Below are 25623 nucleotides of genomic sequence, written 5' to 3'. Positions count from 1 at the left end.
ATGAAACCTGTGGCGAGGGGGCTTGCCCCCGTTGGGTCGCGAAGCGGCCCCAAAGCCGGCCATCGCGGTTATTCAGGCGTACCGCGATGTTCGGGTTTACGACTGCTTCGCAGCCGAACGGGGGCAAGCCCCCTCGCCACAGAGAAGCCAGTTCACCAATTTATCGGCTTAGAACTCTGCCACCACCTCCCGCGCAAGCGCCGCCACCACGGCGTCCAGACACTCATCCATTTGCAGGATATCGAAGTGCCCCGCCGTCACCACCTGCACCTTGCGCAGCCGTGGTTGCTGGCACTCCAGGGTCGCGCGTTCGGCCGTCGGGTTGCCATCGGCCCACCAGCAATGCAGCCCGGCTTGCGGGATCGGCAGGGTTTCGACCTGCCGCGACAGCGCCTTCAAGCGTGTGCTGACCATGAACGTCTGGGCCAGCTCATCGGCACCGAGCAGCGCATAACCGCTGGCCTGATCGCTTTGGCTGTCGATCACCGCGCGAATGATCCGCGCCACCGCATCAAAGTCCCCCGTCGACTCGCTGCTCAACGCCCGGGCAATCACCTCACCATCCATGCCCAACGCCGCTCCGAGGAACTCGGCCAGATCCACACGCCACTCATCCGCGCTGGCAACAGCATTGGCCTGGGTCGGCACGAAGCTGTCCACCAGACCGACGAACGCCACGCGCTGGCCCTGCTGTTCGAACAAGTCACTGACCAGCAACGCCAACGCCCCGCCCAGCGACCAGCCCAGCACGTGGTACGGGCCCTGGGGTTGCCGGGCGCGGATCGCCTCGACGTAGTCGGCGGCCATCTGCGCGAGCGAGGTGTCGTGCCATTGGCGGTCGAGCAGCATCCGGCATTGCACGCCGTACACCGTGCGCTCGCCATCCAGGCGCCGGGCCAGCGGTTCGTAGTCGAACACCGTGCCGAAACCGGCGTGCAGGCAAAACAGCGCCGGCTGGTCGCCCACCGGTTGATTGAGCAACAACAGCGGTTGCGGACTCTGGCGCACGGGTTGCTCATCGACACCGGACAACCCGGCAATCGTTGGCTTGGCCATCATGTCGCGCAGTTTCAACTGGAAGCCCGGCTCGTTCAGGGCGCGGACTTTCGAGATCACCTTGAGGGTGCGCAACGAATCGCCACCCAACTCGAAGAAGTTGTCGGTGATGCCGACCTTCTCGATGCCCAGCACCTGCTGCCAGATGTCCGCCAACGCCCATTCCAGCGGCGTGCGCGGTGCCACGTAGTCGCGGCCGCTGAAGGCCGGATCCGGCAAGGCCTTGCGGTCGAGCTTGCCGTTGGGGGTCAGCGGGAAGCGCGGCAACACCACGACCTGCGTCGGTACCATGTAATCGGGCAGGCTTTCGCGCAATGCCGCCTGGCAACGCGGACCGAGGCCATCGTCTTGCGTCGCCACCACATAGCCCACCAGTTGAGGCCCCTGGCCGTTGTCACGTACCACCACCAACGCATCGTTGACCCCGGCCTGCTCGCGCAGGCGGGCTTCGATTTCGCCCAGTTCGACGCGGAAACCGCGCACCTTGACCTGATGGTCGATGCGCCCGACGTAGTCGAACACGCCATCCTCGCGACGGCGCACCAGGTCACCGGTGCGATACAGGCGCCCGCCTTCGGCGCTGAACGGATCGGCAACGAAGCGCTCGGCGCTCTGCCACGGGTGACGATGGTAGCCGCGCGCGACACCGCGCCCGCCGATGTACAGCTCACCGACCATGCCCACCGGCAGCGGGTTGAGGTCCATGTCCAGCACGTGCAGGCTGCGAGTGCCGACGCGTTGGCCAATCGGCGCGTACATCGCCTGGCAGTGGCCGTCGACGGCGATTTTCCACAGCAGCGGCGTCACCACGGTTTCCGTCGGGCCGTAGCCGTTGACCAGGTATTGCGGCTTGAGGGTGTGCTTGACCCGTTCGAACGTGGCGTCCGGCACCGCATCGCCACCGAAGCAGTAGATGCGCACCGGCGGCGGATCACCGCCCTGCAACTCGGCGTGTTCGGCCAGTTGCAGCAGGTACGCCGGCGGGAAGCAGGCGACGCTGATGCGCTGGCGGTGCAGCACGGCCAGGGTCTGTTCGGCGGTCCACAAGGTGTTATCGCGGATCACCAGGGTCGAGCCGCTGATCAACGCGGTAATCCAGCGTTCATGGGCACCGTCGAAGGCGAACGACATGAAATGCAGTTCGCGATTGCCAGGGTCCATCTCGTACAACTCAGAGATGGCTTGCACGTGCATGCTCAGCGGCCCGTGGGCCACGGCGACGCTTTTCGGTTTGCCGGTGGAGCCCGAGGTGTAGATCAGGTAGGCCAGTTGCTCGGCGTGCACCGCGCACGATGGGGCCGCCACATCGACGTCGAGATTCAATCGGTCGACCGCGACCATGGCCGTGCCGGGGTTGAGCTGCGCCGAATCGCGCAGTCGTTCCTGGGTCAGCAGCAGGCGCATGTCGCTGTCGGCCATCATGTAGCGCAGGCGTTCCTGCGGGTATTGCGGGTCCAGCGGCACATAGGCAGCGCCGCATTTCATCACCGCCAGCAACGACACCACCAGTTCCAGCGAGCGCTCCATGAACACGCCGATCACATCTTCGGCCTGCACGCCCTGTTCCAGCAGATGCACCGCCAGGGCATCGGAGCGCCGGTCCAGTTCGGCGTAGCTCAAGTGCTCGGCGTCACGCTCGGCATAACTCAGGACCAGCGCCGTGTGCTCCGGTTGCAGTCGCGCACGCTGACGGATCAGTTCGTGCACCGGCGTCTCGTCACCTTCAGCCACCACCGGCAGTTCGCCGTCCAGCGCCCGGCCTTCGTCCAGGGTCAGCAGGCCCAGCTCACCGACGGCGCGCCCGGCGTCGTCGCACAGGCGCTGCATCAGGCTTTCCATGTGGCTGCGCAGGATTTCCACGGTGGCCAGGTCGAACTGATCGCGCTGGTGCATGTACTCGATGCGCAGCCCTTCATCGAGGCTGACCATCAGGTCCATGGCGAAACTGGTCAGGCCGAAATCGGAAACGTCCTCGAAGCGCAGCGAGTCGCCGTTCCACTCGCGCAGGGTGCGGTCCACCGGCTGGTTTTCGAAGACGATGATGCTGTCGAACAACGACTGCCCGCCCTGCCCGGCCCAGCGCTGGATATCGCTCAGCGGGGTTTGCTGGAAGTCACGGATGTCGAGGTTGTAGGCCTGGATGTCCCGCAGCCAGTCACCGACGCTGACCTCAGTCGGCACACTATTGACCACCGGCAAAGTGTTGATGAACAGGCCGAGCATGTTCTCCGAGCCGTTGAGGGTTTCCGGACGCCCGGACACCGTGGCGCCGAACGTCACCGTGCGCTGGCCGGTGTAGCGCTGCAACAGCAACAGCCACGCGGCTTGCACCAGGGTGTTGAGGGTCACTTGCTGTTGCTGGGCAAAGGCCTGCAAACGTGCGGTCTGCCCGGCACTCAGGTGTGTGTAGATCGCGTGATAACCCGCTTGCGGCGCCTTGACCGGCAAGGCGCGAGCCAGGTGCGTGGCGCCTTCGAGGTTGCTGAGTTTGCCTTTCCAGAACGCCTCGCTGGCCTCGGCGACTTGCTGGCCGAGCCAGTCGATGTAGTCGCGATAGGCGGCCACCGGCTCGTGCTCCGCGCCGCTGTAGTGACGCAACACTTCACCGATCAGGCGCGACACGCTCCAGCCGTCCATGAGGATGTGGTGGTAGGTCCAGATCAGGCGATAACGATCGTCTTCCAGACGCACCAGCAACAGGCGCAACAAGGGTGCGCGATTCAGCGAGAAACCGCGTTCGCGCTCCTCCAGGGCCAGTTGGCGGACGCGTGCAGGCTGATCATCCAGCCCGCGCCAGTCCAGTTCGGTCAATAGCGTAGGCGCATCTCGCAACATCACTTGCAGCGGCTCCTTGTCGCCTTCCCAGAGGAATGCCGTGCGCAGAATCGCGTGACGCCGGGCGGCATCGGCCCAGGCTTCACGGAAACGCGGGCCATCAACGCCGCGCACGCCCACTTCGATCTGATTGACGTACAGCCCCGAATCACCGTCCTGCACCGAGTGGAACAGCATGCCCTGCTGCATCGGCGACAGCGGATAGACGTCCTCGACTTCGTCCGCCGTCAACGCCAGCGCCTGATACTGCGCGTCACTCAGCTCGATTTTCACTGCCGGTGCAACCAACGCCGGCACGGGTTCATCCGCCACGACCGGTTGGGCCACCGTGGCCAGTTCGGCCAGGGTCGGATGGCTGAACACGTGCTTGGGCGAAATGCTCAAGCCGGCCTTGCGTGCGCGGCTGACGGCCTGGATCGAGACGATGGAATCGCCGCCCAGTTCGAAGAAGTTGTCGTGCATGCCCACTTGCGGCACTTCGAACAACGCCTGCCACACCGCTTGCAATGTCGCCTCCACCGTATTGCGCGGCGCCACGTACTCGCGCACTTGCTGTTCCGGCTGCGGCAGCGCACGGCGGTCGAGCTTGCCGTTGGGCGTCACCGGCAACTGATCAAGCAGCAGCACATGGCTTGGCTGCATGTGCTCGGGCAGCGCGTTGCGCAGGTGTTGTTTGAGTAGGTCGAGGGCGGCATCACCTACGACGTAAGCCACCAAGTGTTTGGATTTGCCGACGTCGAGGGCGATCACCACCGCTTCGCGCACTGCTGGGTGCTCCAGCAGGCAGGCTTCGATTTCCCCGAGCTCGATGCGCAAGCCGCGGATCTTCACTTGATGGTCGATGCGCCCGACGTATTCGATCACGCCGTCTTCGCGGTAGCGCGCCAGGTCGCCGGTGCGGTACAGGCGCTCGCCCCGCTCACCGAACGGGCTGGCGACAAAACGCTCGGCCGTCAGCTCCGGACGATGGTGATAACCGCGAGCCAGGCCGATGCCGCCCAGGTACAGCTCACCGACGCAACCCTGCACCTGCGGTTGCAGGCTGTCGTCGAGGATATAGGTCACCAGGTTGGCAATCGGATAACCGATCGGCACGCTGACGGCGCCGTCGTCGATGCAGGTCCAGTGAGTCACGTCGATGGCCGCTTCGGTCGGGCCGTACAGGTTGTACAGGCCAACGTTCGGCAGCACGCGGAACAGGCTGTGCTGCAAGTCCGCCGACAAGGCTTCGCCGCTGCACATGATCTGCCGCAGGCTGGCGCAACGCTCGAAGCCTTCGCCCTGGACAAACGCCTGCAACATCGACGGCACGAAATGCAGGGTGCTGATCCGGTACTGCTCGATCAGGCTGACCAGTTGCGCCGGATCGCGATGGGCGCCCGGTGCGGCCACGGCCAGGCGTGCGCCGGTCATCAATGGCCAGAAAAACTCCCAGACCGACACGTCGAAACTGAATGGGGTTTTCTGCAACACGGTGTCGCGCCCATTCAGTGGGTACGCGCCCTGCATCCACGCCAGGCGGTTGTACAAGGCTTCATGGTGGTTGGCCGCGCCCTTGGGTTTGCCGGTGGAACCGGAGGTGTAGATCATGTAGGCCAGCGATTGCGGCCCGACCACGCAGGGCAGGTTTGCTTCGCTCAGGCCGTCCAGCAGTCCGCCCATGTCGTCGAGGCAGATCGCCGTGGTGGCGGGCGGAATCGGCAACTGCCCAAGCAGATGACGCTGGGTCAGCAGCAGGTGCACGCCGCTGTCGTCGAACATGTGTTCCAGACGTTCGCGCGGGTAGTCCGGGTCCAGCGGCACGTAGGCGCCGCCGGCCTTCATGATCGCCAGCAGGCCGATGACCAGTTCCAGCGAACGCTCGGCGGCAATGCCCACCAGCACTTCGGCGCCGACGCCCTGGCTGCGCAGGTGATGCGCCAGTTGGTTGGCCTGTTGGTTGAGCTGGCGATAGCTGAGGGTCTGGCCGGCAAACACCAGGGCCGGCGCCTCCGGGGTTTGCAGGACCTGGGCTTCGAAGCACTGGTAGACCGGGCGCACATCCGCCCAGGTCTGTGCGGTGCGGTTGAAGCCTTCGACCTGCCGAGCGGTTTGCGCGGCATCGAGCAGGTTCAAGCGGCCCAATGGCTGTTGCGGCGCGCTGACCATGGCATCGAGCAGCGCCAGCAGACGTGCGCTCAATCCGGCGATGGCCTCGGCGCTGAACAGCGCCGTGTCGTAGTTGAAGCGCAGGTCCAGGCATTCGCCCAGTTCGGCGGCGATGGCCAAGGGGAAGCTGGTCTGGTCGTGATGACTGATACCAGAGAACTTCAGCGCGCTGGTGTTGCCCTCCTCCAGCGCTTGCGCCACCGGGTAGTTCTCGAACACCAGCAAGGTGTCGAACAGCGCCTCGCCGGCGTTCCCGGCCCAGCGCTGCACGTCCGCCAGCGGTGTGTATTCGACGTCGCGCAACTTGAGGTTGAGCGCCTGGACTTCATCGATCCATTGGCTGACCGTACGCTCAGGGTGCGGCGTGGCGATCACCGGCAAGGTGTTGATGAACAGACCGATCTGCTGCTCGATGCCTTGCAGTTCGCTTGGACGACCTGACACCGTGGCGCCAAACGCCACCGTTTGCTGGCCGGTGTAGCGTTGCAACAGCAACAGCCACGCCGCTTGCAGCAGGGTGTTGGGCGTGACGCGGGCCTGACGGGCGAACCCGCTCAGGCGCTCGGTGGCTGCGCGGTCGAGGCTCAGGTGCAAGGTGCGATGACCGCCGCCCTGCCCTGCGACCGGCGCCGGCAAGGCGCCGGCCAAGCGGGTCGGCTCGGCGAACGAGTGCAATTGCTCCAGCCAGAACGCCTCGCAGGCGGCACGATCGCGCGTGCCCAGCCAGCTCATGTAGTCGCGATAGCGGCCAACACCGGGCGCCGGCATGACGCCCGAGTAGCGTTGCAGCACTTCGCCGAACAACTGCGAGGTGCTCCAGCCGTCCAGCAGGATGTGGTGGTTGGTGAAGATCAGGTGATGAATATCGCTGGCCGTCCGTACCAGGGTCAGGCGCAGCAATGGCGCCGCCGTCAGGTCGAAACCGCGCAGGCGATCTTCATCCGCCAATTGATCCAGTGCCCGGGGCAGGCCCGACTGATCGCGCCAGTCGAGCACGGTCAGCGGCAGCGTGGCGTCGGCCACGATCACTTGCAGCGGACGCGAACCGTTGCTTTCGCTGAAGAACGCCGCGCGCAGCACTTCATGGCGCGCCAGCGTCTGCTGCCAGGCATTGCCGAACGCCTCGACGTCCAGACCCTGCACATCCACGCGCATCTGCGGGACATAGGCACCGGCATCCGGGGCGAACAGGCTGTGGAACAACATGCCCTGTTGCATCGGCGACAGCGGCAGGATGTCCTGGATCTGGCTGGCCGCGAGCGGCAAGGCATCCAGTTGCGCCTGATCGACGTGCACCAGCGGCACGTCGCTCGGGGTCAGGCCGCTGGCACCGCCCAGGCAATGTTCGATCAGCCGTTGCAGTTCCAGGGCGTAGGCATCGGCCAGGCGCTGCACGGTTTGCGCTTTGAACACTTCGCCGCTGAAGGTCCAGCTCAGGCGCAATTGCCCGGCGTAGACCTGGCCGTTGATGCTCAAGCCACGGTCCAGTTCGGCAGACGCGCCCTGCTCGGCGCCACCGCCTTCCTTCGCCGGGCGCCATGGCGCTTGCTCGTCGAAGCTGGCATCGAACTGACCCATGTAGTTGAAGGTGACCTGCGGCGACGGCAGCCCCTCAAGGCCGGTCTCGGCCAGATAGCGCAGTATGCCGAAACCGATGCCTTTGTCAGGTACGGCGCGCAGTTGTTCCTTGACCGCCTTGATGCTCGCGGCCAGATCGCCCGTCGCGGTGAGTTTCACCGGGAAGATCGAGGTGAACCAGCCCAGGGTGCGGGTCAGGTCGATGTCATCGAACAGGTCTTCGCGGCCGTGGCCTTCCAGTTTGACCAGCGTTGAAGGCTGACCGGTCCATTGGCCCAGCACTCGCGCCAGCGCCGTCAGTAACAGGTCGTTGACCTGGGTGCGGTACGCCGCCGGGGCGTCTTGCAGCAGTTGGCGGGTGAAGGTGCTGTCGAGCACGGTTTCCACGTTCACGGCATGCTGGCTGGCCAGGCTGCCTTGCGGGTTATCGGCAGGCAGCTGCACCGCCACGTCGTGGAATTGCGCTTGCCAGTAAGTGGCTTGCTGCGCCAGCTCCGGGCTTTGCGCATGTTTTTGCAAACGTGCGGCCCAGGCTTGATAGGCGCTGGTCTTGGCTGGCAAACGCAGCGGTTCGGCCTGACGTGCCTGAGCGTAAGCGGTTTGCAGGTCTTCGAGCAGCAGACGCCAGGACACGCCGTCCACCACCAGGTGATGCACCACCAGCAGCAAGCGCTGGCCCGCGGCACCCATGTCCACCAGCAAGGCACGCAACAGCGGGCCGTCCTGCAAGTTCAGGCTGGCCTGTGCCGTGTTGCACAGTTCAAGCAGTTCATCGGCATTGGCGGCCTGACGCTGCCACAGCACCTCGGCACTGTTCCACTGCTCGGCTTGTGCCTGTTGCCAAACACCGTCGACATTACGCAAACGCAGGCGCAATGCATCGTGATGCTCCACCAACGCGGCCAGGGCCTGTTGCAGGCTGGCGCTCTCCAATGGCTCGCGCAGTTCCAGCAACAGCGACTGGTTCCAGTGATGACGGGCTTCGATCTGCTGTTCGAAGAACCAGTGCTGGATCGGTGTCAGCAGCACCTCGCCGCGTACCGGCCCCTGGTCGATGACCAGCCCGGCGCTGCGCACCGCGACCTTCGCCAGGCTCTGCACGGTCTGGTGCTGGAACAGGTCACGCGGGGTGATGCGGATTCCGGCCTGACGCGCACGGCTGACCACCTGGATCGAGATGATCGAGTCGCCGCCCAGCTCGAAGAAGTTGTCGTCGATGCCCACGCGCTCGAGCTTGAGCACGTCTTGCCAGATCGCCGCCAACTCGCTCTGCAAGTCATCCATCGGCGCCGTGTAAGCCTGCTGCGCCAGTGCCGCGTCGGGCTTGGGCAGCGCGTTGCGATCAAGCTTGCCGTTGCTGGTCAGCGGCCAGTGCTCGAGCTTGATCAAGTGCGCTGGCACCATGTAGTCCGGTAAACCGGCCTGCAAGTGTTCGCGCAGGGACTGGCGCACATCCTTGTCGTCGCCGCTAGCCGTGAACCATGCGACCAGTTGCTGGCTGCCGTTGACCGACGGGGCCAGCACCAGTGCCTGCTCAATGGCCGGATGGCTTTGCAGGCGATCCTGGATTTCTCCCAGCTCGATGCGGAAGCCACGGATCTTCACTTGATGGTCGATGCGCCCGGCGTACTCGATGCTGCCATCGGCGCAGTAACGCGCCAGATCGCCGGTGCGATAAAGGCGTGCACCCGGCTCGGCGGCGAACAGGTCCGGTACAAAGCGCGTGGCGGTCAGGTCGGCGCGCTGGTGATAACCACGGGCCAGGCCGGCACCGCCGACGTACAGCTCACCGACGCAGCCCTTGGCCACCGGGTTCAGGCACGGGTCGAGCACGTACCAGCGCAGGTCGGCGATCGGTTCGCCCAGCGGCGAGCTGTTGGCGCCATCGAGATCGGCGCGGGACAGCGGACGGTAAGTCACGTGCACCGTGGTTTCGGTGATGCCGTACATGTTGATCAACAGCGGTTGCTCGTCGTCGAAGGCGTCGTACCACGGCCGCAGGCTGGCCACGTCCAGCGCCTCGCCACCGAACACCACGTAACGCAGGGCCATGCCTGGCGCGTTGGCGCAGGCAAACGGCATCAATTGGCGGAAGGCCGAGGGGGTCTGGTTCAGCACGGTGACGCGCTCGTCTTTCAGCAAGCGGGCGAAGTCTTCCGGGGAGCGGCTGACCGCGTGGGGCACCACCACCAGCTTGCCGCCGTAGAACAGCGCGCCAAAGATTTCCCACACGGAAAAGTCAAAGGCATAGGAGTGGAACAGGCTCCACGCATCCTCCGCATTGAAACCGAACCAGTGTTCGGTGGCGCTGAACAGCCGGGTCAGGTTGCTGTGGGGCAGCAGCGTGCCTTTGGGTTTGCCGGTGGAACCGGAGGTGTAGATGACGTAGGCCAGGTTCTCTTCAGCAGTCAGGTTCGGCAGGTTATCGGCGCAGGCCTCATCGAGCCAGTCGCTGGCGTGATCGAGGCAGATCACTTCAATGCCTTCGTGCAACGGCAGACGTGGCATCAGCGCCGAATCGGTCAGCAGCAGGCGCGTGCCGCTGTCGGCGAGCATGTAGGCCAGGCGATCCTGCGGGTAATCCGGGTCCAGCGGCACGTAGGCGCCACCGGCCTTGAGGATCGCCAGCAGGCTGACGATCATTTCCAGTGAACGCTCCAGGGCGATGCCCACCAACACATCCGGGCCGACGCCGCGCTCGCGCAGGCGATGAGCGATGCGGTTGGCGCGACGGTTCAGCTCTGCGTAAGTGAGGGTGATGCCGTCGCAGGTCACGGCAATGTTGTGCGGGTGCGCGGCGGCCTGGGCTTCGATCAGTTGATGGGCGCACAAAGCGTTCGCCTGATCGACGTTCAATACGGCGCTGCGGTTCCAGTCGAGCAATGTGGCCTGCTGTTCGGAGGCGTCGAGCATGCACAGATCCGCCAGGGCAACCGTGCTGTCGGCGCAGATCGCCTGCAACAGGTTCAGCCAGTGCCGGCCGAGGCGCTCGATGGTCGAGGCGTCGAACAGTTCGGTGGCATACACGAACGAGACGTGGATGCCCTCGTCGCTTTCGACGGTGTCGAGCATCAGGTCGAACTTGGTGGTTTTCTCGTCCCAGATCAGCGGTTCGACGCTCAGGCCCGGCAAATCCCAGCGTTGCGGGTCGCCGCTGTCGCGCTGGTGGTTGAACATCACCTGGAACAGCGGCGTGTGGCTCAGGCTGCGTTCGACGCCCAGGCCATCGACCAGTTGCTCGAACGGCAGGTCCTGATGGGCCTGCGCGCCGAGTGCCGCGGCCTTGATCTCGGCCAGCAATTGCACGAACGGCTGGTCGGCCCGGGGCTGGCTGCGCAGCACCTGGGTGTTGACGAAAAAGCCCAACAGGTTTTCCACGTCCTGGCGGGTGCGGTTGGCAATCGGCACGCCGACGCGAATGTCCTGCTCGCCGCTGTAGCGGTGCAACAGCGTCTGCAAGGCGGCCATCAGCAGCATGAACAGGGTGCAGCCTTCGCGGCGGGCCAGCTCGCGCAGGCGAGTGGTCAACTCGGCGCAAATTTGCAGTTCGAGGCTGGCGCCCTGCTGGCTCGGGATCGCCGGGCGACGGCGGTCGCTCGGCAGGGTCAGTGGCGGGTGCTCGTTGCCCAGCTGCCCGCGCCAGTAATCGAGCTGGCGCTCGGCCTCGCCGGCCTCCAGCCACAGGCGCTGCCAGCGGGCGAAATCGGCATATTGAATGCCCAACGGCGGCAGCTGCGTGGCCTGCCCGGCACTGAGCTGTGCATAAAGCTGCGTAAACTCTTGCAGTAGGATCGGCAACGAACCGCCATCGGTGACGATGTGATGAAAGGTCAGCACCAGCACATGTTGCCGGGCATCGAGGCGGATCAGGTGGCAACGCATCAATGGGCCGTGCTGCAGGTCGAACGGCTGCTCGGCGTTGAGGGCGATCTGGCGTTGCAGCTCGATGTCGTCGGCGGCAGTGGCCTCGACCAGCGGGGTGTCCATCTGCGGGTGAATCTTTTGCAGCACTTGCTGTTCGTCGAAGACGAACGTGGTGCGCAACACCTCATGCCGCTGCACCAGTGCGCTAAGGGTTTGCGCCAGTGCGTCGCGGTTCAGCTCGCCGGTCAGGCGGAAGGCACCGGTCAGGTTGTAGGCGGTGGCCTGGGGCTGCATCTGCCAGAGGAACCACAAGCGCTGCTGCGCGTAAGACGCTGGCAACGTATCGACGCTGCGGTCCCGTGGCGGGATCGGCAGCAGTTCCAGGGTCAGCCCCTGAGCGTGCATCTTTTCTTGCAACGCACGCCGGGCGTCCGCGCTCAAGCCGCAGAAACGCTGGGCCAGGGTCATCATTCTGTCCGGTGCAGCACTCATCGCGCGTGTTCCTCATCCACTTCGTCGAACAACGCTTCGAGGGCGTCTACATCGTTTTCCTGGTGCTCGCTTTGCTGGCGGAACTGCTCGATTTCCGCCGCCAGGCGTTCCAGGGTATCGCCGTCGAAAAACAGCTTGAGCGGGATCGCCAGGTTCAGTTCTTCCTGGATCCGCGCACGAATGCGCGTGGCCAGCAGCGAGTGTCCGCCGAGTTCGAAGAAGTTGTCGTGCGCGCCGACGCGCTCCACCTGCAGCGCTTCGGCCCAGATCGCCGCCAGGGTTTTTTCCAGGTCGTTGCGCGGGGCAACGAAGGCGCTGCGACGCACGTCGAGATCAAGCAGCGCCTGGCGATTGAGTTTGCCGTTGGGCATCAGCGGGAACCGCTCCAGCACCTGCAAGCGCGCCGGCTGCATGTGCCCGGGCAGCGTCTGCTCCAGATGGCGGCGCAACTCGTTGAGGCGGATGTCGGCGGTGTCGGCCGGGGACACCACGAAACCCAGCAGTTGCGGGCCGTTAGGGGTTTGCTGGGCAATCACGGCGGCGTCCTCGATGCCCGGCGCGCTGCGCATGGCCGCTTCGATCTCGCCCAACTCGATACGGAAACCACGGATTTTCACCTGGTGATCGACCCGGCCCAGATACTCCAGCACGCCATCGGCGCGATAGCGCGCCAGGTCGCCGGTGCGGTACAGGCGCTGGCCCGTGCTGGCGCTGAATGGGTCCGCAACAAAGCGCTCGGCCGTCAGCGTGGCGCGCTGCAAATAGCCCCGGGCAATGCCGGCGCCGCCGACGTACAGCTCACCTTCGACGCCCACGGCCACCGGTTGCAGGTCCGGGCCGAGTACGTGGATGCGCATGCCGGCAATCGGCTGGCCGATCGGGATGCTGTCATCGTCCTGGTCAAGCGGCAGTTCCCAGGCCGAGCACCACACGGTGCCTTCGGTCGGGCCGTATTCGTTGACCAGCGTCACCCCCGGCAGCGCTTCGCGATGTCGCTGCACCAGCGCATCGCTGCAGGCTTCGCCGGCCACGATGACGCAGGCCAGGGCCTGTTGGTCGAGGTGTTCGAGAATCTGCGCGTGGTAGGACGGCAAAGTCAGGTAGTGGGAAATCTCTTCGCGCTGGATCAATTCGGCCAGTCGGGCCGGATCCTTGTAGCTGTCTTCGTCCGGCAGGCACAGGGTCGCGCCCTGCCCCAGCGCCCAGAAAACCCCGGCCACCGAACTGTCGAAAGAGAACGACGAGAGCATCAGGAATGCGCGCAGCGGCTGGCGATAGAAAGCATTGCGCGCCAGGGTCGAGGCCACGGCGTTGGCATGGCTGATCATCACGCCCTTGGGTTGGCCGGTGGAGCCGGAGGTGTAGATGACGTAGGCCAGGTTGGCGCTGTCGCCCTGAGATGCAGGTTCGGTTTGCGCGGCGGACCAGACTTCGGCCCCCGCCATCAAGGAAACCACACGTTCACTGTGCAACGCTTCGGGCAGCGGCTGGCAGGCCAGCACCTGACGCGCGCCGGTGTCGGCGAGCATGAACGCCAGACGCTCGATCGGGTAGTTCGGGTCCAGCGGCAAGTACGCCGCGCCGGCCTTGAGCGTGCCCAACAAGGCGATGACCATTTCCAGCGAGCGTTGGCCGTAGACCGCAACAATTGCATCCGGCGCCACGCCTTGGGCGCGCAAGGTATTGGCCACCTGGTTGGAGCGCGCATCCAGTTCGGCATAACTCAGGCGCTGGCCGTTGACGCTCAGGGCGATGTGTTGCGGATGCAGGCGCGCCTGTTCGCTGAACAACTCCTGCAGGAACCGGCACGGCAATGCCTGCTCGGTGGCGTTCGGGTTGAATTCTTCGATCAGGCGGGTTCGTTGTGCGGCACTGACCAGATCAGCCTGAGCCAGGGTCAGTTCGGGCGACGCCAGTAGCTGGCGGCTGAATTCGGCGAACTGCTCCAGCCACTCGGCCAGCATCGATTCGGGCAGTGCACCGTCAAGGCACGACAACTGCAATTGATCACCCTGCACACGCAGGCGCAGGACTTCGGGGTTGGCGTCGTCCACCTCGATACCGGCCTCGATACCGGCCTGATAGACGAAGCCGTAGCGCAACGGCGCGGTGCCTTCGGCGCTCAACTCGAACTCGTTGAGGCAGTCGAGCCAGGACAGCGACTGTTCGACGCTGACCGCAAAACTTGCCAAAGCTTGCGCCAGTGTCTGCTGGCTACGGTGCTCGAACGCCACCGGCAAGCGCCGGGCGAAACGTCCGAGGGTGGCGGCGGTTTGCTCATTGCGCCCGTCCACCTGCCACCCCATCAGCAGCTTTTCCTGCTGGCCAATGCGCGCGACGAACGCGGTCCACAGCAATAACGCCAATTGCCCTGTCTCAACGCCAGTTGCAACAGCGGTCCGTTGCACTTCGGTGAACCAGGTGGTGTCGGTGAGCGTAGCCTGACGGCGAGCCAGGGACACGTCGGCAGCTTTTTCGAACGGCAAGCGATGAGCCACGGCGAACTGCTGTTGCTGGTTGCGCCAGAACGCCGCGCCCTGGTGGCCGATGTCTTCTTCGCGCAGTTCTTCCTGCCACGCGGTGTAGTCCAGGTATTGCAGCGCGTCCTCGTGTTCGACCAGGGTTTCGCCGCGCAGCAGGCTGGCGAGCTCGCTCGACAGCAGCCGCAGCGAGGCTTCATCGAAGCTGCTGGCCGGGGTCAGCAGTGTGATGAAATGCTGCCCTGCTTCGCCTTCGACCTGCGCCACCACCAGCGCCTTGCTCGAATCTTCAACCATGACTTCACGGCTGCGGCTCAAGGCCTCGGCCAGCGAAGGCTGGTTGCCCAGCAACGTGACCGGCAATGCATCGCACAGGCTTTGCACCGGCCACTTCATGCCCGGCAAGCGACGGTAAATCGTGCGCAGGGTTTCATGACGCTGGCCCAGTGTCTCCAGCGCCGTGCGCAACACCTGGGCCTCCACCGGCCTGGCGACCGGCAATGTCAGCGCGGCGAACAGCGGCCGGGCGCCCAGTTCCTGGACCCGCAAATAAAAGGCCTGCTGGGCCGAAGTCTGGAATACGTCTACCGAAGGTTCGAGGGCGGTGGTGTTCATGTCGGGTGTCCTTATTCCTGATCCAGGTCGGCGCTTTTCTGTGCGATGGCCATGGCCGTGAGGATTTTTCTGTAGCCGGTGAATTCGTTGCGCGCATGCACGCTGAGGATGTTGTCGAGCAGGACCACGTCGCCTTTCTCCCAGGCGAACTCCACCATCACCTCGCGGTAGATGCCTTGCAGGTGGCGGATGACATCGTCGGGAATCGGCGAGCCGTCGCCGAAGAAGGTGTTCTGCGGCAAATCCTGCGGACCGAACTCACGCAGCAGGTTGTCGCGGATGCTGTCCGGCAGGGTCAGCGCATTGAAGAAGGTGCCATGGTTGAACCAGATGCGCTCGCCGCTCAGCGGATGGCGCACGATGGCCGGGCCGTTCTGCCGGGTGCGCAGGCGGTTACCGGATTTCCACTCGGCCTGGATGCCGATTTTCGCGCAGTAGGCTTCGACCTCGGCGCGATCCTCGCTCTGGAACACGGTCTGCCATGGCAGGCCCATGCCGTCGCCGTAGTTACGCACGTACATGATGCGTTTGCGGGCAAACGCTTCGCGCACCGCCGGGTCGATCCGCGCGAGGATCTGCCGGGTGTCGCCGAACGGTGTTTCACCGCCAGTGGTCGACGGGGTGTCGCAGTAGAAGTACAGGTGACGCGGGAACACCGGCGAATACGAGTGTTCGTTGTGCGGGAAGATCTTCTCCGGCGCCGGGTAATCGGTGGAGCTGTAGATCTTGAACTGGCCAGTGATCTGGGTCCGTGGCGAGGCGCGGAACAGATACTCCAGCGCACCGCCGGAAATCGCATCGACACAGCGGTTGAACTCGCCGATGTCGGCTACCTGGAAGTCACGGAACAGAATCACCGCGTGCTCCAGCAGCTTGCTTTCGATCAACGCGCGGTTCTGGCTCGCCCATTCCACCAGGCTCACGCCGGACACGGCCGGACGGCACACCAGCGGCATGCTCTGGCCTTCGAACATCGGCGCAAAACTCACCAGCCGCGTCGGATCGGTGGACAGGCTTTTGCGGGCACCACGACCCATCTTGGGAATGGACTTGGTCGTTGAAACGGTCATAAACCCCTCCAGAAAATGATCACGGCGGCGCTAAAGCGCGCCGCCGCCTGAATCAGTCCGCTGCGATTTGCGCTGTCGGCGCAGCCCGGTTCGCCGAGCGGCGCTTGATCGCCATGGCACCGCCGAGCAAGGCCTTGCGTTGCTCGCTCAAGCGCGCGTCGGCACGGCGCTGGACATCGCTGGCCAGGTTGAGCAAATCGCCGACTTGCAATCCATCAGCGCTAATCAACGCTGCGAGCACCGCCTGAATCTGTTCGGACAAACACTCAAGCGTGCTCGGCAGGTACTGGCCGGCCGGTGTCTCGAAGCTCAGGTGGATGTGCTGTGCGTCGTTGTAGAACGCAGCGACCATGCCGATCTCGGCGGCCTGGCGCCCGGACGGGAAGTCCTCGACTTGCAGGCCCTCCATCGACGGCAGGCGACCGACGCCTTCCTGGTAAATCAGCTTGATATCGAACAACGGCGAACGTCCGGCGCGGCGCGGCAGGCGCAAGGCCTCCACCAGGCGCTCGAACGGCAGGTCCTGATGGTCCGAAGCCTCCAGCACCGCCCGGCGACAAGCGTCCAGCAACCGCGCCGCCGACTGTTCGGCATCGACTTCCACTTGCAGTACTAGTTGGTTAACGAAGAAGCCGACCATTTCTTCAAGCCCGGCTTGATTTCGGTTGGCGATATCGGTGCCGATGCGCACACGACTGACCTCGGTACGCTGGCGCAGGACCAGGGTGAAACCACTCAGCAGCAGCATGAACAGCGACAGATCGCGTTGCCGGGCAAAGTCGCGCAACTGCTGGCTCAGTTCGGCACTGAAGGTGAAATGCGCACCGGCACCGGCTTGCGCGGTGCGCTGGTCACCATCGGCGGGCAACTCCAGCACGGCTTGTGGCTCAGCGAGGCGCTGCTGCCAGTAATCGAGCTGGCGTTGCAGTTCACCGCCCTGCTCCAGCCACTGGCGCTGCCATTTGGCGAAGTCGGCGTACTGCACGCTGTGCGCCGGCAGTTGCGGGATTTCGCCACGGTTGAGGGTTGGATAGAGCGTGACGAATTCATTGATCAGGACGCGGAACGAACCGTCATCGGCGACGATGTGATGCACCGTCAGCAACAGCACGTGCTCATCCTCCGCGACCCGCAGCGCCCGCACCCGCAGCAACGGACCGTGGCGCAGGTCGAATGGCCCGGCGACTTCCTCGCGGGCCAGCTGTTGTGCTTCGAGATCCGGCGCCGGCAGATGCCGCAGGTCGCTGTCGACAAAACTCAACGGCAGTTGCGGATGCACCCGTTGCCAGGTCTGGCCGTCTTCTTCGTAGAAGGTGGTGCGCAATACCGCGTGACGCTGCACCAGGGTTTCGAAGGTCTGGCGCAGGGCATCGAGGTTCAACTCGCCCCGCAGGCGCAAGGCACCCGGCATGTTGTACATCGAACTGTCCGGCTCCAGGTTCCACAGGAACCACAAGCGCTGCTGGGCAAAGGACAACGGCTGGCGTTCGCCAGAGGTGTCGGCCACCAGCGCCGGGCGTTCACAGCTGTGTTGCAGCGCCTGCACCCGGGCGGCGAAATCCTCGAGGCGCGGATGTTCGAACAGGCTGCGCAGGCTCACCGACAGACCCAGGCGCTGGCGGATCTGCGAGACGATTTGCGTCGCCAGCAACGAGTGCCCGCCCAGTTCGAAGAAGCTGTTTTCGCGGTCGACGCGGTTGACCTGCAACACCTGCTGCCAGATCTGCGCCAGTTCGATTTCCAGTACACCTTGCGGCGCGCTGCCGGCTTCGGCTTCCCATACTTGCGGTGGCGGCAACGCGGCGCGGTCGAGCTTGCCGTTGCGGTTGAGCGGCAACGCGGCAAGCAACACCAGTTGCGCCGGGAGCATGTAGTCCGGCAGGCGCTCGCCCAGGGCGCGGCGCACGGTGTCGGTGAGTTGCCGCGCATCCGCCGCCAGCAGCTCATCACTGGCCGGCACCACATAGCCGATCAACTGCTTGCCGCCGACGCCTTCGTGCACCAGCACCGCGGCTTCGCTGATCATCGGCAGGCCTTGCAGGTGCGCTTCCAGCTCACCCAGCTCGACCCGGAAGCCGCGAATTTTCACCTGGTGATCGATACGCCCCAGGTACTCCAGCGCACCGTCTTCGCGATAGCGCGCCAGGTCGCCGCTGCGGTACAGCCGCGCGCCAGGTGTGGCGGAAAACGCATCGGCAATGAAGCGCTCGGCACTCAAGCCTGGACGCTGGTGGTAGCGCTGGGCCGGGCCGGCGTCGCCGCCGATACACAATTCGCCGACGCAACCGCTCGGCAGCAGGTGCCCTTCGCTGTCCAGCACATACAACGCACGCCCAGGCAGCGCTTTGCCGATGGGCACGCCAATGTGATTGCGGGTATCGGCCAGCGTGCATTCGTGGGTGCTGGAAACGACCGTGGCTTCGGTCGGGCCATAGGTATTGAGCAGGCGCACATCGCCCAGACCGGCGGCGTGCCACAGCTTCAGGCCTTCCAGCGACATGGCCTCGCCGCCGACGTGGACCTGACGCAGACGGCCCTTGTCACGCTGCGATTGCGCGGCCCACTCCTGGGACAACAGGAACCAGTAGGCGGCCGGCAAATCCGCCAGGGTCACGCCCTGTTCGATGATCTGGCGATAGAGGGTGTCGGTGTCCCACAACTCATCGCCGCGCATCACCAGCGCCGCGCCCACGCACAGTGGCGGGTAGCACTGCTCGACAAAGCCGTCGAAGCTGAAGGTGGCAAACTGCAGGACGCGGTCTTCAGGGACCAGTTGCGAATAGTCCGACGCAATCACGCAGAACTCGCGCAGTGCGGCGTGGGCCAGGCATACGCCTTTCGGGCGTCCGGTGGAGCCGGAGGTGTAGATCAGGTAGGCAAGGTCTTCGGCGCTGGCGAGGTTTTCCGGGTTTTCCGTGGAGTAACCGTCGGCGTTCGCCTCCAGTGTCAGACGTGGCAAACCTTGTGGCAGCGCGACATCGGTCAGCAGCCCCGGTTGCGCCAGCAACAAATCCATGCCGCTGTCTTCGATCATGTAGGCCAGGCGCTCGGCCGGGTAATCCGGATCGAGTGGCACATAACCGGCGCCGGACTTGAGAATGGCCATCAGGCTGACGATCATCTGTGCATTGCGCCGCACCGCCAGGCCGACCCGTTGCCCCGGCGCCACACCCTGGGCGCGCAGGCGATGGGCGAGTTGGTTGGCCTGCGCATTGAGTTGGGCGTAGGTCAGGCGCTCCTCACCGACGATCACGGCCAGCGCATCGGGTGTGCGAGCTGCTTGTTGCTCGAAACGCTGATGGGCCAGCAACGGGCTGTCGATTGGCGGCGCAGGCGGACGCGAACCTGCCAACACCTTGGCTTGCGCGATAGGGTCGAGCAGGCTGATCGCACCCAGTGACTGTTGCGGTTGCGCGACGAATTGCTCCAGTACGTGCAACAGGCTGGCGCCCAACTGGCTGATCTGCGCGACACTGAACCGGGTTCGGTCGAAACTGAAATCCAGACGCAGGCTCACGCCGACTTCAATGCCGAGAGTCAGCGGGTAGCTGGTGATTTCGTGATTGTGCAACGCGCCGAAGGTCAGGCCCGCCGGCGCCCCTTGCTTGAGGGCTTCGGCCACCGGGAAGTTCTCGAACACCAGCAGGCTGTCGAACAGCGCCCCCTGTTGCCCGGCCCAGCCTTGAATGTCGTACAGCGGCACGTGCTCGAATTCGCGCAGACTCAGGTTCAGGGCTTGCAGGTCGTTGAGCCATTGGGTCACCGAATGCCCTGCCTGCGGCGCGGCAATGATCGGCAAGGTGTTGATGAACAGCCCCAACTGCTGCTCGATGCCCGGCAATGGCGCCGAACGTCCGGCAATCGTTGCGCCGAACGCCACACAGGACTGGCCGGTATAGCGCTGCAACAACAGGCCCCAGGCGCCTTGCAGCAGCGTGTTGAGGGTGACTTTCTGCTGGCGGGCGAAATCGCTCAGGCGCTGTAGCGATGCGCTCTCAAGGGTCAATTGATGTTCGCCCATGCCGCGCCCTTCGGCGGGCGTCGGCAAGGCTTGCGCCAGCAGCGTTGGCGTTTCCAGCGGCGCCAGCGCTTGTTTCCAGAACTGCTCGGCGGCCAGCAGCGGCTGCTGTTGAATCCAGCCGAGGTAGTCGCGGTATTGCCCCAACGGTTTGTTCAGCGACTGGCCTGCATAGTGCTGGATCACTTCGCCGAGTAATTGCGCGTTGCTCCAGCCGTCCATGAGGATGTGATGGCTGGTATGGATCAGGTGCCAGTCTTGCGCGCCCCGGCGCACCAGCAACAGGCGGAACAACGGCGCGGTGCCGAGTTCGAAGCCGCGACTGCGCTCTTCAGCCGCCAAAGCATCGAGGTCGATGTCAGCCGCCTCGACCACTTGCAGTTGCAGGTCGACCTGGCGATGAATCACCTGGTGCGCGCACTCAAGCCCCAGCCAGTGGAAGCTGCTGCGCAGGATGTCGTGACGGTTGATCGCCGCCTGCCAGGCCCGACCGAACGCCGCCAGCTCCAGCCCCTGGATGTCCAGGTGCAACTGATTGATGTAGGCCTCGGCCTGGGGCTCGTACAGGGTGTGGAACAGCATGCCCTGCTGCATCGGTGTCAGCGGGTAAATGTCCTCGATGGCCGGCGCCGCAACGGGCAAGGCATCGAGTTGTGCCTGGGTGATGCGCGCCAGCGGGAAGTCCGACGGCGTGACCTGGCCTGTCGCTGTCGTGCAGCAATGTTCGATCAGCGTCTTGAGTTCTTCGGTGTAGGCATCGGCCAGTCGTTGCACGGTGGACTCGGCAAACATCTCGCGGCTGAAGCCCCATTGCAGCGAGAGTTGCCCGCCATAGACCTGGCCTTCCACGGTCAGCCAGTTGGCCAGCGGCGCATCGTCGCCCTGGGCCTGGCCGCCGCTTTCCGTGGCCGGTTTGAGCAGCGCTGCGTCATCGAACTGACGGTCGAACTGCCCCAGGTAGTTGAAGGTGATGCGGGGCGCCGGCAAGCCTTGCAGGACCTCGCGTTGCGCCGGTTCGCCGAGGTAGCGCAACAGTCCATAGCCCAGGCCTTTGCCGGGAACGGCGCGCAGTTGTTCCTTGATCGACTTGATCGAATTCGCTGCCCCGGCCTCGGGTTGCAGGCGCACTGGAAACAGGCTGGTGAACCAGCCGACGGTGCGGCTCAGGTCGAGGTCATCGCCCAGGTCTTCGCGGCCGTGGCCTTCGAGCTGGATCAGCGTCGAGCCCTGCCCGATCCAGCGGCAGATGACCCGCGCCAACGCCGTGAGCAACAGATCGTTGACCTGGGTGCGATAGGCCGCTGGTGCCTGTTGCAGCAATTGGCGGGTCAGCCCGGCGTCCAGTTTCGTTTCGACCTTGTGCTCGTGGCGCTGCTGCAAGCTGCCCTGCGGGTTGTCGCATGGCAGGTCCCGGGCATCCGCCAGTTGCGCCTGCCAGTACGGCATTTGCGCAAGGATGGTACCGGCATGCTGTTGCAAGTGCGCCGCCCAGGCTTGATAAGCGCTGGTTTTCTCGGGCAAGGCCACTTGCCGGTAAGCTTGTTGCAGGTCTTCGAGCAACACCCGCCACGACACCCCGTCCACCGCCAGGTGATGGACCACCAGCAGCAGGCGCTGGCTGCCATCGTCGAGGCTGGCCAGCAAGGCGCGCAGCAGCGGACCGGTTGCCAGATCGAGGCTGCGTTGCGCTTCATCACAGAGAGCGGTCAAGGCTTCGGTCGAAGACGCATTGCGCAACCACAACTCAGCGGACTCGACTGGCGCTGCATGGCGCTGCTGCCAGTCTTCAGCGCCCTCGACAAATCGCAGGCGCAAGGCGTCGTGGTGGTTGATGACGGCGACCAGCGCCCGCTCCAACGCTTGTGGATCCAGTGCTTCCCGAGGCGTCAGCAACAACGACTGATTCCAGTGCTGACGCCGGGTGATGGCCTGTTCGAAGAAGTAATGCTGCGCCGGGGTGAGGATCACCTCGCCGCTGACCGGGCCTTGATCGATGCGGCTGCAGCTGTCGAATGCCGCGACCAGCGCCAGGCTGCGCACGGTCTGGTACTGGAACAAGTCCCGCGGACTGAGACGGATACCGGCCTGACGGGCACGGCTGACCACTTGGATGGAAATGATCGAGTCGCCACCGAGTTCGAAGAAGTTGTCTTCAAGCCCTACACGTTCAACGCCCAGCACCGCTTGCCAGATCTGCGCCAGCGCAGCCTGCATTGCATCCTGCGGTGCGACGAATGCCTGTTGCGGCGCGGCGTCGGGTTGCGGCAAGGCCTTGCGGTCGAGCTTGCCGTTGGCGGTCACCGGCAAGGCGTCCAGCGGCATCAGGTAGGTGGGCACCATGTATTCCGGCAGGCTGCCGAGCAACCAGGCCTTGAGGGTTTGCGGCCACAGCCCATCGGCATCGGCGTTTTCCAGCACCAGATACGCCACCAGATGCTTGCCGCCCTGCACCAGCACCACGGCTTCACGCACCAGCGCGTGCTGCATCAGGCGCGTTTCGATTTCCCCCAGCTCGATGCGCAGGCCGCGCAATTTGACTTGATGATCGAGGCGCCCGAGGTATTCGATCACGCCGTCCGCACGTTGGCGTACGCGGTCGCCGGTGCGGTACAAGCGCGCGCCGTCGTGGAACAGGCACGGCACGAAACGCTCGGCGGTGAGCGCCGGGCGCCGGTGATAACTGCGCGCCAGCCCGGCACCGCCAAGGTACAACTCCCCCGCCACGCCGGCCGGAACCGGCAGCAGTTGCGCATCCAGCACATGGGTGCGCAGGTTGGCGATGGGCCGGCCGATGGGCACGCTGTCGGCGCCTTCATCGATGCAGGTCCAGTGGGTCACGTCGATGGCCGCCTCGGTCGGGCCGTACAGGTTGTACAACCCGGCAGCCGGCAGCTTTTTGAACACCTGCAATTGCGCATCCAGCGGCAAGGCTTCACCGCTACAGGCGATGCGCTTGAGGCTGGTGCAGGCCTCGACACCCGGTTCGTGGATGAACGCCTGGAGCATCGACGGCACGAAGTGCAGCGTGCTGATGTGGTAGTCCGCGATGAGGCGGATCAACTGCGCCGGTTCACGGTGCGCGCCCGGCGGCGCCACCACCAGGCGCGCGCCGGTCATCAGCGGCCAGAAGAACTCCCAGACCGACACGTCGAAACTGAACGGGGTTTTCTGCAATACCGAGTCGCTGCCATCGATTGCGTAAGCCTGCTGCATCCAGCACAAACGGTTGACCAGCGCCGCGTGACTGTTGCCCGCGCCTTTTGGTTTGCCGGTAGAACCGGAGGTGTAGATCACATAGGCCAGGTTCAATGGATGCACGTCCACCTGCGGGCAGGTGTCGCTGTAGCCGTCGAGCCAGTCTTGCTCATGATCCAGGGCGATGACCTTGATGCGTTCGGCGGGCAAGGCGCCGAGCAGGGAGCTCTGCGTAAGCAGCAGGCCAATCGCGCTGTCGTCGATCATGTAGGCCAGGCGTTCGGCCGGGTACTCCGGGTCCAGTGGCACGTAAGCGCCACCGGCCTTGTGAATCGCCAGCAGGCCGATGACCATTTCCAGCGAACGCTCGACGCAGATGCCCACCAACACATCCGGGCCGACGCCCTGCTCGCGCAAGTAGTTCGCCAATTGGTTGGTGCGGGCATCGAGTTGCGCGTAGCTGAGTTGGCGTTCGCCAAACACCAGCGCCGGCGCCTCGGGGGTGCGTCGGGCCTGGGCCTGGATCAGCTGATGCATGCACTGCTCGACCGGATAGACCTCGGCGGTGCGGTTCCAGTCGTGCACCAGCACCTGTTGCTCATCGGCCGTCAGCATCGGCAATTCGCCGATTTTTTGCGTCGAGTCGTCGACTAACGCCTGCAACAGGCGCGTCCAGTGCCGGGCCATGCGCGAGATGGTATCGGCCTCGAACAGGTCATTGGCATAGGTCAGCGCGGCGTGCAGCTTGCCACCCTTTTCCCAGGTGTCGAGGGTCAGGTCGAACTGGGTGGTGCGGCTTTGCCAGTCGATGCTGCCCAGCACCAGGCCGGAGGCGGTGCTGACCGAAGCCATGTCAGCCACCTGCGGTTGGTGGTTGTACATCACCTGGAACAACGGCGTGTGGCTGAGACTGCGCTCAAGCTTCAGCGCTTCGACCAGGCGCTCGAACGGCAGGTCCTGATGGGCCTGGGCGCCGAGGGCGGTCTCTTTGACGGCGCGCAGCAGGTCGTCGACCCGGGTCTGGCCGTCCAGCTGGGTACGCAGCACCTGGGTGTTGACGAAGAAGCCGATCAGCCCTTCGATTTCCGCACGGTTGCGGTTGGCGATGGGCACGCCGACGCGGATGTCGGTTTGCCCGGTGTAGCGATGCAGCAACGCATTGAAAGCGCCGAGCAACAGCATGAACAGGGTGATGTTGTGCTTCTGCGCGGTGCCGCGCAGTTGCTCGGCCAGTTGCGCCTCGACCGCGAATTCGTAGCGGGTGCCGCGATAACTCGGCATCGCCGGGCGCGAATGATCCAGGGGCAATTCCAGCACCGGATGATCGTCGCCCAACTGTGCCTGCCAGTACGCCAGTTGCCGCGCCTGCTCGCCCGCCTCCAGCCAGCGGCGCTGCCACAGGGCGTAGTCGCTGTATTGGATCGGCAGAGGCGGCAAATTCGGTTGGGTGCCCGCATCGAAGGCGTCGTAGCAGCGAATGAATTCATCGATCAGCACATTCATCGACCAGCCATCGGACACGATGTGGTGCAGGGTCAGCAACAGCACGTGCTCTTGGTCGGCGAGCTTGAGCAGGGTGACCCGCAGCAGCGGTCCGCTCGACAGATCGAAGGGCAGCATCGATTGCTGCTCTGCGGTTTGCGCCACGGTCCGTTCGCGCTCTTCGGCGGGCAGCGCGCTGAAATCCACGTGTTCGATCAGCAACGGCGCCGTGATGGGGACTTGCTGCAAGCTGTCGTCGGCCTGGCACTGGAATACCGTACGCAAGGTTTCATGCCGCGCCACCAGGCTGGCGAATGCCTGCTCCAGCGCGGCCAGACTCAAGCGTCCGCTCAGCCGTACCGCGCCCGGCAGGTTGTAGGCGCCGCTGCGGGGGTCCAGTTGCCAGAGGAACCACATGCGTTGCTGGGCGTACGACAACGCCTGGCGATCCTCGGCCTCGATGCCGGCCGGAATCGGGAAACGGGCGAAATCCACGCCCTCCTTGTGCAAGGCCGCAAGGAACATCTGGCGCTTTTCCAGGGGCAGCCCGATAAACCGGCGAGCAAGTTTCAAGGAGTCTTCAGCATTCATCTATCGGCATCCGCATCAGTAGGCAGCAGGCGCAAAGGCGCGTCGTCCCTATAAAACGAATGCAGACGGGAAAAATTAGCGGATGGGAACAAGTATCAGGAAGAGGGTGAAACGCGAAATCGAAGGCTGCAGAAAATCAAAAATGTGGGAGCGGGCTTGCTCGCGAAGGCGGTGTGTCAGCTGTCTCTTATACACATCT

4 protein-coding genes are annotated in these 25623 nt (G+C 64.6%); all 4 read right to left on the bottom strand.

Annotation, left to right across the window (positions count from 1 at the left end; translation table 11 throughout):
* Positions 1 to 168: 168 nt before the first annotated feature.
* Genes KGA88_RS24875 through KGA88_RS24860 form a run of 4 tightly spaced genes read right to left on the bottom strand, consistent with a single transcriptional unit; the run spans position 169 to position 25424 of the window.
* A complete protein-coding gene (locus KGA88_RS24875) occupies positions 169 to 11973 on the bottom strand; it encodes an amino acid adenylation domain-containing protein (RefSeq protein WP_223594848.1) in 11805 nt (3934 codons plus the stop codon).
* The gene (locus KGA88_RS24870; RefSeq protein WP_223594846.1) at positions 11970 to 15068 is read right to left on the bottom strand and encodes a non-ribosomal peptide synthetase; all 3099 of its coding nucleotides are present in this window, start codon (positions 15066 to 15068) and stop codon (positions 11970 to 11972) included. Before KGA88_RS24870 ends, KGA88_RS24875 begins: the two co-directional genes overlap by 4 nt.
* Positions 15069 to 15079: 11 nt before the next feature.
* The gene (locus KGA88_RS24865; RefSeq protein WP_223594836.1) at positions 15080 to 16138 is read right to left on the bottom strand and encodes a TauD/TfdA family dioxygenase; all 1059 of its coding nucleotides are present in this window, start codon (positions 16136 to 16138) and stop codon (positions 15080 to 15082) included.
* 52 nt (positions 16139 to 16190) lie between these two features.
* Positions 16191 to 25424, bottom strand: coding sequence for a non-ribosomal peptide synthetase (locus KGA88_RS24860; RefSeq protein ID WP_223594834.1), 9234 nt, complete (start codon positions 25422 to 25424; stop codon positions 16191 to 16193).
* Positions 25425 to 25623 lie beyond the last annotated feature (199 nt).

This window comes from Pseudomonas sp. A-R-19 (genome assembly GCF_019956575.1).
Classification (GTDB): Bacteria; Pseudomonadota; Gammaproteobacteria; order Pseudomonadales; family Pseudomonadaceae; genus Aquipseudomonas.
Note: the sequence above shows the minus strand (reverse complement) of the source record. Positions and strands in the feature narration are given on the sequence as shown.